The following is a 16,032-nucleotide window of genomic DNA, read 5'->3' on the forward strand; positions in this document are numbered from 1 at the left end:
TGCGCGCAATCCCCACTGCGCTGCCGTGCAGCAAAAGGTAGCCGAATCGCGTCCACCGATGATTTGGCGGAGCCGGGCATTCGACGTCGTCGGCGCTTCAGCAGCGACGAGCGTGGCGGTCAGCCAACCGTCACGGCCAGTACTTGGCCTTGCGCGGCGTGGCTGACCGTGGCAGCGATGTTGCAGAAGAAGACGTAGTTGCCGGGATCGAGATCGAACTCGATGATCTCGGTCTCCCCGCTCTGCAGGTTCTCCGTTCGACCGATGAAGTCATCGCCGAGGGCGTCTTCGTCGATGGCGCCGCCGCCGATCTGAGGGAGCTCTTCGTAGCTGGTGCCGCGTGCGATCGCGAAGTGGTGCGGGAAGTCGCCCTTGTTGGACACGTCGAAGGTGACGGTGCCGGCAGCGATCTCGAGATCGGTCTCAATGGCCCACTCGGCAAGGCCAACCGAGACGACACCGTCCGGCGCGTCCGGCGGAGCCATCGTCGTGTCAGGGGCCGGTTCGGTTTCTACTGGCGCCGTGGTGTCAGCGGGGGGCTCAGTCTCGGCAGGGGCCTCGGTGTCGGCGGGTGCTTCGGTCGCGGGCGTCGTGTCAGCGGCGTCGTCGCTGCCCCCTCCGCACGCGGTCAACGCAAGAAGGGAAACGGTCAGCAGTGCAGAGATTCGACGCATCCGGTCACTGTGGCACGGCCGACTCGACGATCCACAACAGTGCTGCCAGATTCACCAACTTCTCACTCTGTCGGCTCGCCGGCCTCCCCGTGAGGCCAGTCGGGCCAGTCAGTGAGCGCTCAGGAGTTCCAGTGGCTGCGGCTCCGGCACCTGCCAATCGCCGGGCATCCGGTCGAAGTCAAAAAATGGCGCATCGTCGCCCGCCGCGACGGCATCCTCGATCTGGTCGTAGAACCCCTTGCCGGTCTCCTCGGCAAAGGTGATCGCGACGTCGGACTCGCTGGAGTCGAGGCGCGGTCGCTGCACGTATTCCGGGAAGCATGCCTCGGCCGCGTCGCCTGCTGCATACCCCCGGGCAAACATCTGCTTCAAGACACCAAACCCGTCGTGGCGAACCAGCGTCTCGCCACGGGGTGTACCGCCCATTGACTTGAGGTGGGCCTGGAACGACGCGAGGTCGTCAGTGTCGAACGCAACGTGTTGCACTGAGTGGTCGCCGTGGCGTTCGACGAACGTCGTCACCTGCGACGGCTTGGCGCGATCGATCCCCTCGATCAGGGCAACGCCGAACCCGCCGAAGTCGATGCACCAAATCTTCATGCTCGAGTCAACGTCGTCGGGCCGAACGTCATCGATCCGATTGATCAGCGTGCCGCCCTCGACTTCGATATGGAACCATGCCCAGCGCTCGATCGAGCCGGCGGTGCATGCGTAGGTGATGTGATCGACGTTCTTCAACATGACCCCTATTGAGCCAAACTGCTCAACAACCGTCAACTGAATCAAACAGATGAAGACGTAAGTGCCTGTTTAAGCAACAAAATGTTCACTCTGCGGGGATGGGGAACGCTACGGTTGAACACATGTCGCAGCCCCTGGATCAGCTTGATGTGCACATCATCGCCGAACTCCGGCGGCATCCCCGAACCTCGATGGCGGACCTGGCCCGCTCGCTCGGCGTCGCTCGCGGCACGGTCTACGCCCGACTCGATCGACTCGAGAACACCGGCACCATTTCCGGCTATGGCCCCGATATTGCTCCGTCGGGCGTCGGCCTCGACGTCTTGGCGTTTTGCACGCTCGAGATCGCACAGGGTTCCCACGACAAGACAGCGGCGTCGCTCGCGTCCATCGCACAGATCTTGGCGATTCACACGGTGACCGGAACCGGGGATCTGCACTGCCGTGTCGTTGCCCGATCGAACGACCATCTGCACGAGGTCCTCCAACTCATCGCTGCGATTCCGACGGTGTTACGCAGCCAAACACAACTGGCGCTCTCGACGGTGCTTGACCGCTCGATCGCCGACGTGCTGATCGGAGCGTAAGAGTGCTGCGCGGATCAGGTCACCCCCCGGAGACCTGATCCGCCGCGAGCGGGTCAACCAATAAGATCTGGTCGACGGCGAAACGTTACCGGCCGTGTGTCGAAAGTCGCACCTTTTCGAACATCCGGACAAATGGGCGTCGTGCGCTTCCGCTTCGTTCGGCCGATCGAGGCCCGCTACGGTGCTGCTGGGGAGCCAACAACGATCGGGGGATCATGATGGCCGACGACAGCGAACGCGCAGCGACGAACCAAGGCGGCAGTATCAACGCTGCTGACACCGTGCAGGCCGAGCCGGTGACCGACTGGGTGAACGACTGGGACTGGCTCGACGACGCGTGGGGGGCCAATGCCATCGACATCTGGAACGGCGTGCGCGAGCAGTGTCCCGTCGCGATGACCGAACGCTACGGCCGCGCCTTCATGCCGGTGACAATGGAGGCGGTCTCAGCGATTGCCAATGACACGGTCAACTTCTCGTCAGAGTTCGTTTCGGTGGCACAGCCCGACGCAATTCGGCGCCCGGCGCCGCCGATCACCTCGGATCCGCCCGACCACCACGGGCATCGCCGACTCCTGCTGCCATCGTTCAGTCCGAAACGTATTCAGCAGATGGAGACTGAACTTCGTGAGTACACACGGGGCCTGATCGGGGCGATTCAATCGTCAGGCATCGCGACGGCAGATGCCGCAGCGCAGTACTCCCAGCACATCCCGGTGCACGGAATCGCACAGATGATCGGCGTGCCCGACAGCGACGCTGACCTGTTCCGCGACTGGATCTATCGCAACTTCCAGATCGCTCCGCGCGACAACAGGGTGCGCGAGCAAGTCACCGCCGAGATGCGGGCGTATTTCTTCGAGCTGCTCGATCAACGGGCTGCCGAGCCTGAAGACGACCTGGCATCGCTGATCACGAACGCCGAGATCGATGGCGTGGCTGTCGATGACGAACTCAAAGTCGGCTACCTCCTGCTGTTGCTCCTCGCTGGCATTGACACCACGTGGAGTGCAATCGGCTCCGGGCTGTGGCATCTCGCCACCCACCCCGACGACCTCGCGCGCCTCGTCGCAGTGGTCGATGACCCCGATGACATGTTGTGGCTCACGTTCTCCGAAGAAGTGTTGCGCTACTACGCCCCGGTCACGATGGGTCGCAAAGTCATTGGCGACACCGAAGTCTCAGGCTGTCCGATTCGCAAGGGTGAACAGGTGCTGGTGACCTTCCCGGCGGCCAATCATGATCCGGCTGCCTTCGACCGGCCCGAAGAGTTCCAGATCGACCGAGCCGAAAACCGCCACGTTGCGTTCGGCCTCGGAATCCATCGTTGTCTTGGATCGAACCTCGCACGACTCGAAATGCGCATCGCGTTTCACGAGTGGATCAGCGCCTTTCCGACCTACTCGATCGATGAGACCAGCGAGACGACGTGGACCAACGGCCAGATTCGCGGCCCGCGCAACATCCCGGTTGTACTCGACGCCAGCTGAGCAACTGGCGCAACTCTTTTCCCCACCAACGGCGCTGTGCCCTGCGCGCGGCGCCGAGATCGGAACAATCACATGGACCTTGATGGCAAACATGTCGTCATCACCGGCGGGTCGGCTGGCATCGGTGCCGGCCTCGCTCACGAGTTCGCCGAACGCGGCGCCCGAGTCCTCGTGGCAGCACGCTCCGAGGCCAAGTTGCGCGAGGTGGCCGACCGCATCGTCGGTGACCACATCGTCGCGGACCTGAGCGCCTCTGACGATGTGGACGCGTTCATCCCACGCTGCTTGGAGATGCTCGGCCACATCGACATCTTGGTCAACAACGCCGGTGTCGAGACGAGCACCAGCTTCGCCACCACGGACCGAGCCGATGTGCGCACACTCGCACGGTTGAACTTCGAAGCGCCACTGATGTTGACGCGCGATGTGCTCCCTCACATGCTCGAACGCGGCACCGGTCACATCGTGCAGATGTCGTCGGTGGCGGGCGCCATTCCCTTTCCGGGTCTCGCCGCCTATTCAGGATCGAAGGCAGGGCTGACCAACTTCACCGAAACGCTCAGACTTGAATTGAAGGCGACCCCCATCGGCCTCACGGTGGTCAGCCCCGGTCCGGTCCTCACCGAGATGTGGGAGCGCCTGGACAACGATGACAAACCGTTCGCCGCCGCCGGGTTGAAACGTTTCAGACGGCTGGGCTTCTTGCCCAAACTGTCGGTCGACAAGTTGGTGGACGCGACCATCGACGCGGTCGAGCGCGACCGTCGATTTGTCCGGCTGCCGCGTCGATACGGCGGATATCACGTCTTGAACAATGCGCCACGGCGAATCGTCGAGGGCGCCCTGATCGGGGTCAAGTTCCCGCACGATTGGGAGCAGCAGTGAACGACGCTGTCAACGACCAAACGATCGACGCCGCGACCAAGATCTGGGCAACCGACAATCCACCGAGTGCCAAGTGGCCGCTGTACACCCGCGGAAACGTTGGTGAGGTCTTCCCGGAAGTGGTCCTGCCGTTCACCTGGGATCTCATTGGGCAAGCGGCCGAAGATGGATGGCGCGAGGCGTTTGTCCGCATGGGCCTGGTTGCGGTCGGGGACTTCGACGACGACGAGCCGATGACGATTCTCAGTGTGTTCGGCGGCTACTGCTACATCAATGCGAGCTACGTCCGGATGCTCGGTGTCCGCGCCCCAGGGGGCGACGTTGCGACCATCGACCAGACGTTCTTCGGCGGCTCTGATGCGCCTGCCTATGTCGAGCGCGACGGCGACAAGAACCGTCGAGCCAGTCTGAAGCTCGCAGCGACCGTGCTCCGATTGCTGAACACAAAGGACCTTCCGGCACTGCGTGCCGACAAGGTGAAGGCTGAACGGTTTGCATCGAAGTATCCGTCGGCTACAGCGGATGGCACCCCGGCGAGCGATCAGCAGTTGCTCGACTACTGCAGGTCATTTCCGCCCTTCTTCCAATCCCTGTTCGCTCGTCATATCGAGAACACGTTCTCCGACGCCCTCGTCTCGGGTGCACTGATCGACTTGGTCAACAAGGCCGGCAAAGACGAGTTGTTGGTGTCGATCCTCGGCGGCATCGGCGATGTCGAGTCGGCCGCGCCCGCCGAAGCAATGTGGGAGCTGTCGCGACTCGAGCGTGACGATCCGACCTGGGAACGTGGCTTTGCCTCGTTTATCAGCCGGTTTGGGTCTCGTGGTCCGAACGAATGGGACCTCGGATCGGACCCCTGGGACTTCCGTCCCGAGATGGCCAAGGCCGCGATCGATGCGATGCGTCCAGTCGCCGACGACCGGTCACCGATGGAGCACCAACGGGCGCTGATCGAAGCCCGCGACGCAGCTGTGGCCGAGGTTCGCAGCGCGCTGCACCGCATCGACCGATTCCAGTTCGACAAGGCACTGGCCGCCACGATCATCTTCTCCCAGGCCCGCGAACGTTCCAAGACCACCGTCATCGCAGCGATCCACGCCGTTCGTCGGGCACAACGAGCGCTCCACGAACGTGCCGCTGCGCGAGGTGGGGTTCAGGAACGCTGGAAGAGTTGTCTGCTCAATGTCGATGACTTCACGGCGTATCTGGTCGACCCCGAAGCACACATCGATCTCATCGAACAACGAGCAGCGCTGCACGGCCGCCTCTCGACATTGACGGCTCCGTTCATTGTCGAGGGAGTCGTCCCGCCAATCGACAGCTGGGAATCTGCGGCCTCGCCCGCCGGTGTGGTCGCTGTTGGCGATGTGCTCGAGGGCATTCCCGGATGCCCGGGCCTGGCGCAAGGTCGAGCCCGCGTGGTTCTCGACCCGGCCGACCCGCGTGGTCTGGGCCCGGGCGACGTGCTGATTGCACCAATCACCGATCCGTCGTGGACCCCACTGTTCCTCGCTGCCGAAGCGGTCATCGTCAATGTCGGAGCTGTGATGAGCCATGCGGTCATCGTCAGCCGTGAACTGGGGATTCCGTGCGTCGTGTCTGTCGCCGGAGCCACGTCGGCAATCCCGGATGGCGCCTTGGTCGAAGTTGATGGCAACACCGGTTCGGTCCGCGTGCTCGAGATGCCCTGAACTCACAGCGACTGTCGTGATGCGTCTCGCCGTCCGACTGCCCATTGTCGTGAATTGGTGGGGACTACGGTCGATTCCATGACGGGCTTGCGGGAACGAAATCGGCAAGCGGCAATGGGTGATGTGCAGCGGGTTGCGATGCGCATGATGCAGGCGTCGGGCTTCGCCAACGTCACCGTCGAAGAAATCGCTGCGATGTCCGGGGTCTCGCCCTCGACGGTGTACCGGTACTTCGGGACCAAGGAGGCCTTGGTCCTCTGGGGTGATCGAGCCGGGAGCCTGGTTGCGACGTTCGCCGAGGCCAAGGTCGGTAAGAAGCGGTCGGTCCACCAAGCGTTTGTCGAGGCTGCCACCAGCACCTACGACGACGCCGACCCGGTCGCACGACTCGAGTTCGTCGCCCAACTCGAGCTGATCTTTGCCAACGAAGATCTCACCATTGCGTTTGAGCACGAACTCATCGGTCGGCGAGATGACGTTGCCGCGACGCTTGCGGCCCACCGCTCCGCCAAATCCGTCGGCGGCCGAGATGCAGCTCAGGCTGGCGCACTGCTTGGGGCATTGATCGCCGTGCTCGAACGCTGGCAGGCAACTGCTGGTGAGAAGTCGCTCGCCAAACAATTGGCGAAAGCGTTCGACACCAACATCTGACCGTCGCGCCCGGCCCCTCCTCAAAGATGTGGCATCAGCGTCGTGAAGCGACGTTTTTCCCACATATTTCGGATGAGTTTGGATGAGTGGTGGGCGAAAGGCGGTGGGGTCAGAGGTGGAGATCGCCGCCGGCGCCAGTGATGGTGGCGCGGAGTCCAGCTCGTTCGTCGTTGGACTCGGTCGCGGTGACAGTGATGTCGAGTCCGAGTGCTGCCACGACGCCGAGGATGTCGAACGGGCGGGGGTGGACGATTGCGAACGACGACAACTCCACGCCGCCCGGCTGCGTGGTGTGTGGCTTGGGCGTGTCTCCCCAATCGATGATGAACGGCAGCGTGCGCTCGGCCGGGAACGTCAGCCGCCACGACAGCCGGTCACCGGCCGGCGTCAGCCGACTCATGTCGGCGACTGGGCCAGGGTCATAACCGGCGTCGGCCGCGCGGTCCGCGAGACCATCGATCGTCTCCCCGTCCTCGGGCCGCACGGCGAAGCCGACCAGCGTGGGACCCTCACCATCCGCTGCGAGCACATCGTCGAGCCCGAATGGACGCGGGAGTCCTGACTCAGGTGGATCTGGTTGTCCGGGGTCGGGTGCGATGAGCTCGAGGTAGCACTCGCCAAACGACACGAGCGCGTTGCAAGTGCCCAGCCCATCATGGGACCCGCCAATTGCAGGTCGGACACCCGTCGCTTCCTCGAACCAGTCGATGCTGGCGGCAAGGTCGGAGACGGCGTAAACAAGGTGATCGATGACGGCCATGCGCGATGATCGCATCGTTGGACCGCTCTCGTAGTGTCGGCGCGTATGAGCGAAGAATTTGCAGACAAGGTCGCAATCGTCACGGGGTCGTCCAGCGGCATCGGTGAAGAGACTGCTCGACGCCTCTCGGCGCTCGGCGCAACGGTCGTTGTCAACTCGTCCTCGTCGGTCGAAGCCGGCGAGGCAGTTGCCGCTTCACTGCCGGGGACGGCGGCCTACATCCGTGCCGACATCAGCAATCAAGACGAAGCCCACGGGTTGATCGATTCGACCATCGAGCGTTTCGGCAAGCTCGACTTCCTGATCAACAACGCCGGGTGGACCACCGAGGTGCCGCATCACGAACTCGACGAGCTCACTGACGAGATCTTCCGCAAGACGTTCGACGTCAATGTGTTCGGTACGTGGTGGCTCACCAAGCGGGCAATCCCACACCTCCGCAACAGTGATGACCCGAACATCGTGAACATCACCTCGATTGCCGGTGTCCGTCCGATGGGATCCTCAATGGCGTACTCGATGACCAAGGCCGCGCTCAATCACATGACGCTGCTGCTTGCGAAGTCGTACGGGCCCATCCGGGTCAACGCGGTTGCACCAGGGTTGGTTGCCACACCGTGGACGGAGGACTGGGACGCAATGCACGCTGCTGTCGCCGCGACCGCACCGATCCCTCGCTCGGCCACTCCGGAAGACTGTGCTGAAGCGGTGCTCGCATTGCTGCGCAACAAGTACACGTCGGGCGAAATCTTCGTCGTCGACGGTGGCCTCACCCAGCGCATGTGACACTGCCCGCTCGGGCCGGGTCGCGCGTCGAACGCGGTCACCAGCAGTTGGGTCGGGTCAGCTGCCCATCGCGACGAGCCATGGCGGCAGGCGCGTCGGGCGACCGGTTGCGGCCGTGATGCAGCCGTGCACGGTGACCCCGGTCGAGTGAGCCGTGTCGCCCACCGTGATGAGATACGCCATCTGAAACGTCGCTCGGGTCACGTCGGCGAGCGCAAGATGGACGCTGATCACGTCGTCGAAACGCAGCGGCTGCCGGTACGTGACGAAGGATTCGAGCACCGGAGATTCGAGACCGGCCTCACGCCACTCGGTGAACGGATGCCCGACGTGGGCGAGAAACGCGACCCGAGTTTCCTCAAAGTAGGCGAGGTAGTTGCTGTGGTGCACGATGCCCATCGCATCGGTCTCGACGAACCGCACTCGAATCTGGTGCGTGAAGTCGTAGTCGGCAGGTGACGTTGACGGTTCGACAGAGAGGCGCACCTGATGAGTCTGCCCGCTGACGTTGTGCATGGCACAACGTCAGCGGGCAACATGGTCATCATGACGCCCGCGCTGACGATGCTCGAAGCAGCGAGGATCTCGTTCAACGTCAGCGAGTACGACCGGCACCTGTCCGGTGACGGCGACTTACGTGACTTCGGCCGCGAGGCTGCCGAGGCACTGGGTTTGTCGGCCGATGAGGTCTTCAAGACGCTCGTTGTCGTCAGTGAGTCCGACGAATTGATCGTTGCCGTTCTCCCGGTGAGTTGCCAACTGTCGATGAAGCTGGTCGCCGCGGCTGCGAAGGTCAAGAAGGTGTCGATGTGCGATCCGTCGTTGGCCGAACGGTCATCCGGATATGTCGTCGGTGGCATCAGTCCCCTCGGCCAACGGCGTCAGCTCCGCACGGTGATCGACGAATCGGCCGATCTGTTCGACACGATCTACGTCAGCGGAGGCCGCAGAGGGCTCGATATCGGGCTCGCACCTGCGGACCTCGCGCGAGTGCTCGACGCCACGATCGCTCCGATCACAGCGTGACCGGTCAGCGTGCGGGGTTGCGCGCCAACGCTTCGATTCGTGCGACGCGGGTACGTGCTGCCGGGTGCGAGGCGGAGAGGCGTCCTCGCCAGCCGATAGGCCGTGGCCCGGAACCGCCGGCCAGGACGGCTCGCAATGCGCTGGCCAAATCAGGGCCGAAACCCATCGCAACCGCCCGCTTGTCGGCTTCGAACTCCGATGAGTGGCCGACGTAGTTGCCAATCGCGTCGACAGCGCGTAGCGCCAAACTGAAGACCCACCCTGCGCCTCGAAACACCGCAGCTGTCAGGACTCCGACCACTTCGATCACCGGTGATTGGCGACCGAAGCTCTGCGCGGCTGCGTGCGACACGTTCTCGAAGAAGAAGCCGATGCGCGCCAGCATGACGACCGGTACCGACATCCAGTGGCCGATCGTGATGGCGACGGTGTGCAATCCGAGGTGATGGCTGAGCTCATGGGCCAACACGCCGCGCAACTGTTCTTCGCTCAGCCGGGCAGCTGCGAATGAGGTGACCACCATGAGGTGGCCGCCGCAGGCAAAAGCGTTCAGTTCGTCCGATGGCAAGACCCTCAGCACATAGCGGTCGGCAGGAAGGTTGTTGGCTTGGGCGATGGCACGCCAGGCCCTGGTGACCCTGTCGGTCTCGGTCGGGTCAGGATGGCGAGCGCCGAGCAGGGGAGTGAGCACGGCGGCTTGGAACGGGCGGACGAACAGCAGCAGGCCGAGGCACAAGAACGCGACGACAAACCACCAGAACGGCACGTCGCTGACGAGTTGCAACGGCAGCCAGAACACGGCCAGCGCGAGCAGAGTAAACGGCGCCATGACGGCGACGGGAACGAAGGCCCACACTGCTGCCCGCTCGACAGTGCGCGCGCCCCGGCCTTGCTGGCGTCGCGTCGTCCGTCGGCCTCCCACTGCGCTGCATGCTATTGCTGCGGGCTGCCGGCCGGCGTGTGTGGAATCGCTCAAGAAGCTCCCTGATGCCGTCGATACACCAACGAGAGCGTCACCATCCAATCAGCAATCAGCAATCAGCAATCAGCAATCAGCCATCAGCAATCAGCCACATCGGGAATGGGAACTAGTGCACGAGTCGACGACCACCGAACGGTCAAAAGTGAGACAACTGTTGGACGATGCCGCGTCGTGCCGCGTCGATGACCCCGTTCAGGCACGCGAACTTGCCCTCGCAGCACGCACCATCGCTCGAGCATCGGCAATCGTCGACGACGAAGCCGAAGCGCTCTACTCACTTGCATCGATCGCTCACCAACGCGGCCACACCGACGACGCGTTTGCACTCGCTGCCGAAGCAGTTGAGATCAGCGCCGACGGTGAGCCGACGCTGACTCTGGCCTGGTCGCATCACCTGCTCGGCGTTGTGCACTACCAAGCCAGCAACTTTGCCTCGTCGCTCGAACAGTCACTCGCAGCACTCCAGGTCTACCGCGGGACCGGCCACGAGATCGACGAGGGCAAGATTCTCCACACGATCGCCGTCGTCTACCAGTCGATGGGCGATTACGACCGCGCGATCGAGACCTACGAGAACGCTTTGGCGATCAACGAGCCGCTCGGACGTCGCGACCTCGACGCAATGGTGCTCGGCAACCTTGCCCGAATCCGGGGCCGTCGCGGCGAGCATCTCCCGGCGGTCAACCTGGGTCGTCGCGCTGTCGAGCTGTCACGGGAGCATGCTCCGCAACTCGTCGGTGGTCTCCTCGCTGACCTGGCCGAGGCGTATGTCGGACTCGGTGACCATGCCAGCGCAGCACTTTGCTTCGCCGAAGCCCGCGCCGATTGGGAATACCGAATGGCCGACGGCCAGCAATTGGCCCCGACCGACCAGCTCGGGATCATGCTCTCCGAAGGTCGAGTCGCGCTGCGCAGCGGCCAGACCGATGAGGCAATCGCATCGCTCACCTCTGCGCTCGACCTCGCTGATCGAACCGATCATCGCGAGCTCGAACTCGAGATCCACGACCTGCTTGCCTTGGCGTACAAACAGTCCGAACGGTTCAGCGAAGCGCTGGACCACCGCGAGCGCCACTTCGCGCTCCACCGCGAGATCTTCAACGACTCGGCTGATCTGCGTCTACGCACGCTGCAGGTGGCTCACACCAACACGACGGCCCGCCATCGCACAGAAATCACCCGGCTGCAGACCTCTGAACTGGTCAGCAGCTTTGCCGCCGAACATGTCGATGTTGATGCGTACCACCTTGAAGCGTTCGAGCGCCTGGCCTCTCTCGCAGAGTTCCGCGGTGGCAATACCACCAAGCACACCGACGCGGTCGGAGACCTCGCTGCTGAGATTGCCCACGCCATCGGTCAACCGCCAGAGTGGTGCGAGCGGCTGCGCCTCGCAGCGCGCCTGCACGACATTGGCAAGGTCGCCATCGCTGACTCGGTGCTCCTGAAGCCTGGACCGCTCACCATGGCAGAGTTCGACGAGGTCAAACAGCACACCGTGCTTGGGCGGCGATTGCTCAGCGGCGTCTCGACCGACCTGTTCTCGCTTGCTGCTGAGGCAGCCTGGTCACACCACGAGTGGTGGGACGGTTCGGGTTACCCGAACGGCCTCAGCGGCACGGCCATTCCGCTGTCGGGTCGCATCGTTGCCGTCGCCGATGTCTACGACTCGCTGGCCACGCGCCGCGTCTACAAGCGCGAATGGAATGTGGCCGAAGCGATTCGCTTCGTGAAATCGGGGACCGGTGCACAGTTCCAACCGGAGCTGATCGATGCCTTCATCTCCGTGATGGTCGCCCGCGAGCCGTCGCTCGAAGCAGAACTCGCCTGAACCGACTGGACTCTCCGCAGGGCAGGCGCACGCTCTACGCTTCATTCATGGCAGGGGACAGCGTGGCATTGACCCGTGACGAACGGATCGACCAGCGCACCCGCAATCCGAAGTGGCAGAACATCCCGGTGCGAATCGAGATGCTTGAGTGCATCAACTGTGATGCCTGCCTGCGGGCGTGTCCCCCCAATTTCGGGGCGATCTTCAACCACGGCGCCGACGTCGTCATCATCCCTGAGCTGTGCAGCGGCTGCGACAAGTGCCTCCCGGCATGCCCCGTCGATTGCATTTATCCCGACCCGGACTGGACGTCGGAGACAGCTCCTGATGATTGGTGGGGGCTCCCGCGAACCGACGCTGATCCGTACGTCTGACTGCTCGACGAGGCGTCTATCGAACGATGAGCGGACACTCTGTAGCTGCGTAGCTGTTGAGCGCGTCGAGGCCGGCTTGCACGTCGGCCGGCCAGTTGGCAACGGTCTGGCTATCGGCCACTTCAGGCGACACGAACCCGGTCACAAAGTTGATCAGCGGCGCTGCCGGGCCGACCAGCCCGGCGGGGAGAACTGCAACAAGCCGGTTGAGGACGGCTGACGCTGGTGGTGACGCAGTATTCGTATCGCCACCAGCGGCCATCAGCGCGAACCGCGGTTGCGAGATGGCCAGTATTTCGCACACGGGCGTTGCCGCCGGTCGCCGCGTCGAAACTGAACGCAGTGTCGGGAGGCCGGCTGCGACAATGGTCGCCGTCCCGGTGAACCGGTCGATGTAAATGAGTTCGGAGTCGGCGATGACAACACCTGTGCCGTTCGTGTCCCACGCCGCGGTCAACTCCTGGCCCGGTGGCGCCCGCAAGCTTCGGGAAGTTCCGTCCGTGAGCTCCAGTACGCCGAGATCGGATGCCACGTCGGCAGCGATCCGTTGGCGATTGAACAGCAGGGCATCTCCGCCCGGTGAGAGCCCCCCGACCAGTTGTGGCCTGACGTCCGGTGGAAGGTCGACGGGCCATGCGCGTTGCTCGCCATTCCGATCCACCGTGAGGAGTTCGCACGAGCGTGTCGCGTCGCACTCGCGCAGCAGGAGATGGTTGGCCCCCGTCGACACAACATCGCCCGTTGTCAGAAGATCGGTCGACGCCGAGTTCACGCGATAGACGCCGCCGGTGTCTTGACGCAAGAGCGCCCCGTCGAGGTCGATCAATGGCGAGGCTCCGTCCGTCGGGTCAATCCAACCGGCCGCTTGCCACCGCAGCTCGAGATCGCGGACGCTCAACTCTGTCGCAACGGCGCCGTTGTCCTGCTCGGTCCACAGATACATCTGATTCGTGGCGGGGGACCAGCTGACAGCGTCGACCGCTGGCTCCGGGACCGCCACCGTGCCGTCGATACCGATCGCCTGCGCCCGCGACTCTGGCGTGGGCCAGACAATCGCAACCTGATCGTTGGCGACAGCCTGTGCTCGTTCAGTCGAGAAGCCGATGTCGGTGACGCGCACGCGGCCGCTGGGAAGCGAGATCTCGTACAGGCCGGACACACCGAGCGCTACGACCTCGGTGGGGTTGATTGTGGCGAGTTCTGGTGCGAGGTCGACGATGAACTCGCGCGGTGCCGCCGCGAGGACGAGTCGTTCTGCCGGCCCCCCGACTTGGGACTCGGCAGCCGGTACGTCCGCGAGGAGCGGCGGAGGGGTGGAGCGCGGTGCAGTCACCGCTGGCAGATTGTCGGCTGCGTCGGTGGAGGGGCTCGTTTGCTCGGACGTACCTGAGGTGTCCTGCGTCTCGCCGTTGTCGTTATCTGCGGTGACCAGAACCGCGCCGACGGCCAACGCCATCACCAGCGCGCTTCCGGCGAGCCAGCGTCCACGGTGTCCACCGGCGTCGGTCGGAGTGGGACCAAGGCCGCTCGGAGCGAGGTCGTTTGCCTCGGCTCGAGAACGGCCTGATGCAGGTGGTGCCGCCGCGTCGATCGACCTGAACTTGAACTCCGTGTCCGGGCGCTGCGACTGGGGCGCGTGGGCCATCGCGCCGCCAGGCGCCCACGGGTCAAGGTCGTCGTCCCCAACCTCGTCGTGATTCGGCCCCGTCATCGCGCAGTCAGACTGGCAGGCTGCGCCGCCTTCGGCAACGCGGAGCCTGCCGAGCCACCCAGCATCGTCGTCGGTGAGAGCTTGTCGAGAGCGCGCGACCGTTGCGAACAATTCGCTGAACGAGTTGCGTTGGGACCGGTCGGGCCGCATCAGCAAGTAGAAAGGCACCGATGAGCGACGTGACGATCATTCCTGGCTGCGAACCGATGTCGCACGCCGGCACCAGGGGCGCAGGGGTGCTCGTGCTGCACGGATTCACCGGCAACCCATCCTCGATGCGAATCCAGGCCAACGCGTTTGCCGAGCTCGGTTATCACGTCGAGCTCCCGCGGCTGCCTGGGCACGGCACGTCGGTCGACGACATGCTCACCACCGACTGGGCCGATTGGACGGGGGAAGTCGAAGCTGCCTATCAGCGCCTCGCCGCTCGTACCGACAAGATCGTGGTCATGGGGCTCAGCATGGGTGGATCGCTCACCCTGTGGACGGGGCTGCAGCATGGCGACGTGGCCGGGCTCGTGCTGGTCAACCCGGCGACGAAGGCCCAACCCGACGATGTCGTGGCAATGCTCCAAGAGATGGTCGACGACGGCAACACGGTGATGCCAGGAATCGGCTCTGACATCGCTGACCCCGACGTCACCGAGATCGCCTACGAGGGCACCCCGCTCGTTGCGCTGCTCTCGCTGCAAAACGACGGCCTCGCTCCGATGGCTGAGCGCTACGGCGAACTCAAGATGCCGGTGCTGCTCTACACGTCGCACAATGACCACGTTGTTCCGCCCGAGAGCAGCGAGCATCTCGCAGCGACCGTCGGTGGCGAACTTGATCACGTCTGGCTCGACCGAAGCTTCCACGTCGCCACCCAGGACTATGACCGCGACACCATCACGTCTGGCGCCGCGACGTTTGTCGCCCGGGTTACGGGAGCCTGACTGCTGATGCCGATCTCTGCACTCGCCGGCTCGCACAGCGTTGTGGCGAGTATTCCGTCGCCGTCGTTCAATTCGATAGATATCGGTCCGCTCAGCCTGAACATCTACGGCCTGGCAATCGCACTGGGCGTCGTCGCCGCGGTCTGGCTGTTCGGCAAGCGGCTCGAAGAACGCGGCGCTGGCACGACCGACGATGCGAGCTCGATCGCGATCTGGGCGGTGCTCGCCGGTGTCATCGGCGCTCGGCTCTATCACGTTGCGACCGACTGGGATCGATTCATCGACAACTACGCCGCGATCCCAAAGCTCTGGGAGGGTGGTCTCGGCATCCCCGGTGGGCTGGCGTTCGGCATCCCCACGGGCCTACTGGTCGCCAGGCGCAAGGGCATTTCGATGTCGATGGCGGCCACCTGCGCAGCGCCGGCTATCCCGCTTGCCCAAGCGATCGGCCGGCTTGGCAACTATTTCAACCAGGAGCTCTACGGCCGACCGACGGATCTCCCATGGGCACTCGAAATTGACGACGCGCACCTACTCGAGGGGTTCGCGAGCGGCACGACGTTCCATCCCACCTTTCTCTACGAAATGCTCTGGAGCCTGGCCCTCTGCGCGGTGCTGCTGTGGATCGATCGCAAGTATCGTCCGCCGCTTGGCCAGTTGATGCCGATGTACGTCATCGGCTACGGCCTCGGGCGCTTCTGGGTCGAGGGACTTCGCATCGACCGTGCCGATGAATTGGCCGGCCTCCGTTGGAACCAGTGGGTTGCCGTCGCCGCGGTGATCGGAGGCGGAGTGGTGTTGGCGTTCATGCGTCGTCATCCCGTCCTTGAGTCGGCTGATCCGCTCGAGGACCGTGAGGAACTCGTCACGGACGTGCTCGCCGCCGACGGTGAGCTGGATGGTGAGCTGGA

The 16,032-nt window shown here is 63.9% G+C and carries 17 protein-coding genes; 11 read left to right on the forward strand and 6 right to left on the reverse strand.

Annotation, left to right across the window (positions count from 1 at the left end; all coding sequences use genetic code 11):
- Positions 1–119 precede the first annotated feature (119 nt).
- Positions 120–674 (reverse strand): hypothetical protein, encoded by a 555-nt coding sequence (locus ACH2DW_RS06305; RefSeq protein ID WP_394928874.1) that lies wholly within the window; start codon positions 672–674, stop codon positions 120–122.
- Positions 675–782: 108 nt separating this feature from the next.
- On the reverse strand, positions 783–1,415 hold the full coding sequence (locus tag ACH2DW_RS06310; protein ID WP_394928875.1) for a hypothetical protein: 633 nt from the start codon (positions 1,413–1,415) through the stop codon (positions 783–785).
- 122 nt (positions 1,416–1,537) lie between these two features.
- Here ACH2DW_RS06310 and ACH2DW_RS06315 point away from each other — a divergent pair, with 122 nt between their 5' ends.
- From ACH2DW_RS06315 to ACH2DW_RS06335, 5 genes are all read left to right on the forward strand, one after another.
- Positions 1,538–2,002 (forward strand): Lrp/AsnC family transcriptional regulator, encoded by a 465-nt coding sequence (locus ACH2DW_RS06315; RefSeq protein WP_394928876.1) that lies wholly within the window; start codon positions 1,538–1,540, stop codon positions 2,000–2,002.
- Between the two features lie 218 nt (positions 2,003–2,220).
- A complete protein-coding gene (locus ACH2DW_RS06320) occupies positions 2,221–3,492 on the forward strand; it encodes a cytochrome P450 (protein WP_394928877.1) in 1,272 nt (423 codons plus the stop codon).
- Positions 3,493–3,564: 72 nt separating this feature from the next.
- On the forward strand, positions 3,565–4,377 hold the full coding sequence (locus ACH2DW_RS06325; protein WP_394928878.1) for an SDR family NAD(P)-dependent oxidoreductase: 813 nt from the start codon (positions 3,565–3,567) through the stop codon (positions 4,375–4,377).
- Complete coding sequence (locus ACH2DW_RS06330) at positions 4,374–6,068, forward strand: PEP-utilizing enzyme (RefSeq protein WP_394928879.1); 1,695 nt, start codon at positions 4,374–4,376, stop codon at positions 6,066–6,068. Before ACH2DW_RS06325 ends, ACH2DW_RS06330 begins: the two co-directional genes overlap by 4 nt.
- 78 nt (positions 6,069–6,146) lie before the next feature.
- Complete coding sequence (locus tag ACH2DW_RS06335; RefSeq protein WP_394928880.1) at positions 6,147–6,719, forward strand: helix-turn-helix domain-containing protein; 573 nt, start codon at positions 6,147–6,149, stop codon at positions 6,717–6,719.
- A gap of 109 nt (positions 6,720–6,828) precedes the next feature.
- On the opposite strand, the gene ACH2DW_RS06340 is transcribed toward ACH2DW_RS06335, so the two are convergent.
- Entirely contained in the window at positions 6,829–7,479 is a 651-nt protein-coding gene (locus ACH2DW_RS06340) for a VOC family protein (RefSeq protein ID WP_394928881.1), read from the reverse strand.
- Positions 7,480–7,524: 45 nt separating this feature from the next.
- Here ACH2DW_RS06340 and ACH2DW_RS06345 point away from each other — a divergent pair, with 45 nt between their 5' ends.
- Positions 7,525–8,265 (forward strand): SDR family NAD(P)-dependent oxidoreductase, encoded by a 741-nt coding sequence (locus tag ACH2DW_RS06345; protein WP_394928882.1) that lies wholly within the window; start codon positions 7,525–7,527, stop codon positions 8,263–8,265.
- A 57-nt stretch (positions 8,266–8,322) separates the two neighbouring features.
- Here the strand turns inward: ACH2DW_RS06345 and ACH2DW_RS06350 are convergent, their stop codons facing one another.
- Positions 8,323–8,751 carry an acyl-CoA thioesterase gene (locus ACH2DW_RS06350; protein WP_394928883.1) on the reverse strand — a complete coding sequence of 143 codons (429 nt, stop codon included), beginning with the start codon at positions 8,749–8,751 and terminating at the stop codon, positions 8,323–8,325.
- 60 nt (positions 8,752–8,811) lie between these two features.
- On the opposite strand from ACH2DW_RS06350, the gene ybaK reads away from it, so the two are divergent.
- Positions 8,812–9,291 (forward strand): Cys-tRNA(Pro) deacylase, encoded by a 480-nt coding sequence (gene ybaK / locus ACH2DW_RS06355; RefSeq protein WP_394928891.1) that lies wholly within the window; start codon positions 8,812–8,814, stop codon positions 9,289–9,291.
- Between the two features lie 4 nt (positions 9,292–9,295).
- Here ybaK and ACH2DW_RS06360 read toward each other — a convergent pair whose 3' ends face one another.
- Positions 9,296–10,213: a M48 family metalloprotease gene (locus ACH2DW_RS06360; protein WP_394928884.1), complete on the reverse strand. Its 918-nt coding sequence runs from the start codon at positions 10,211–10,213 to the stop codon at positions 9,296–9,298.
- Positions 10,214–10,415: 202 nt separating this feature from the next.
- Here ACH2DW_RS06360 and ACH2DW_RS06365 point away from each other — a divergent pair, with 202 nt between their 5' ends.
- Together ACH2DW_RS06365 and ACH2DW_RS06370 are read left to right on the forward strand one after the other, a co-directional pair.
- Positions 10,416–12,101, forward strand: coding sequence for an HD domain-containing phosphohydrolase (locus tag ACH2DW_RS06365; RefSeq protein WP_394928885.1), 1,686 nt, complete (start codon positions 10,416–10,418; stop codon positions 12,099–12,101).
- A 47-nt stretch (positions 12,102–12,148) separates the two neighbouring features.
- Complete coding sequence (locus tag ACH2DW_RS06370) at positions 12,149–12,475, forward strand: 4Fe-4S dicluster-binding protein (protein WP_394928886.1); 327 nt, start codon at positions 12,149–12,151, stop codon at positions 12,473–12,475.
- 16 nt (positions 12,476–12,491) lie between these two features.
- On the opposite strand, the gene ACH2DW_RS06375 is transcribed toward ACH2DW_RS06370, so the two are convergent.
- Complete coding sequence (locus tag ACH2DW_RS06375) at positions 12,492–14,354, reverse strand: hypothetical protein (protein ID WP_394928887.1); 1,863 nt, start codon at positions 14,352–14,354, stop codon at positions 12,492–12,494.
- Between the two features lie 2 nt (positions 14,355–14,356).
- Here ACH2DW_RS06375 and ACH2DW_RS06380 point away from each other — a divergent pair, with 2 nt between their 5' ends.
- Both ACH2DW_RS06380 and lgt read left to right on the forward strand, forming a co-directional pair.
- Positions 14,357–15,121, forward strand: coding sequence for an alpha/beta hydrolase (locus tag ACH2DW_RS06380; protein ID WP_394928888.1), 765 nt, complete (start codon positions 14,357–14,359; stop codon positions 15,119–15,121).
- A 6-nt stretch (positions 15,122–15,127) separates the two neighbouring features.
- Positions 15,128–16,032: prolipoprotein diacylglyceryl transferase (lgt, locus tag ACH2DW_RS06385; RefSeq protein WP_394928889.1), on the forward strand; the 905-nt coding region annotated here is incomplete at its 3' end.

This window comes from uncultured Ilumatobacter sp. (assembly GCF_963980585.1).
Lineage (GTDB): Bacteria > Actinomycetota > Acidimicrobiia > Acidimicrobiales > Ilumatobacteraceae > Ilumatobacter_A.

Bases quoted from the DNA above. Each gene is read 5' to 3' on its own strand.
- ACH2DW_RS06305 (WP_394928874.1), bottom strand. From the start codon at position 674: ATGCGTCGAATCTCTGCACTGCTGACCGTTTCCCTTCTTGCGTTGACC.
- ACH2DW_RS06310 (WP_394928875.1), bottom strand. From the start codon at position 1,415: ATGTTGAAGAACGTCGATCACATCACCTACGCATGCACCGCCGGCTCG.
- ACH2DW_RS06315 (WP_394928876.1), top strand. From the start codon at position 1,538: ATGTCGCAGCCCCTGGATCAGCTTGATGTGCACATCATCGCCGAACTC.
- ACH2DW_RS06320 (WP_394928877.1), top strand. From the start codon at position 2,221: ATGGCCGACGACAGCGAACGCGCAGCGACGAACCAAGGCGGCAGTATC.
- ACH2DW_RS06325 (WP_394928878.1), top strand. From the start codon at position 3,565: ATGGACCTTGATGGCAAACATGTCGTCATCACCGGCGGGTCGGCTGGC.
- ACH2DW_RS06335 (WP_394928880.1), top strand. From the start codon at position 6,147: ATGACGGGCTTGCGGGAACGAAATCGGCAAGCGGCAATGGGTGATGTG.
- ACH2DW_RS06340 (WP_394928881.1), bottom strand. From the start codon at position 7,479: ATGGCCGTCATCGATCACCTTGTTTACGCCGTCTCCGACCTTGCCGCC.
- ACH2DW_RS06345 (WP_394928882.1), top strand. From the start codon at position 7,525: ATGAGCGAAGAATTTGCAGACAAGGTCGCAATCGTCACGGGGTCGTCC.
- ybaK (WP_394928891.1), top strand. From the start codon at position 8,812: ATGACGCCCGCGCTGACGATGCTCGAAGCAGCGAGGATCTCGTTCAAC.
- ACH2DW_RS06370 (WP_394928886.1), top strand. From the start codon at position 12,149: ATGGCAGGGGACAGCGTGGCATTGACCCGTGACGAACGGATCGACCAG.
- ACH2DW_RS06380 (WP_394928888.1), top strand. From the start codon at position 14,357: ATGAGCGACGTGACGATCATTCCTGGCTGCGAACCGATGTCGCACGCC.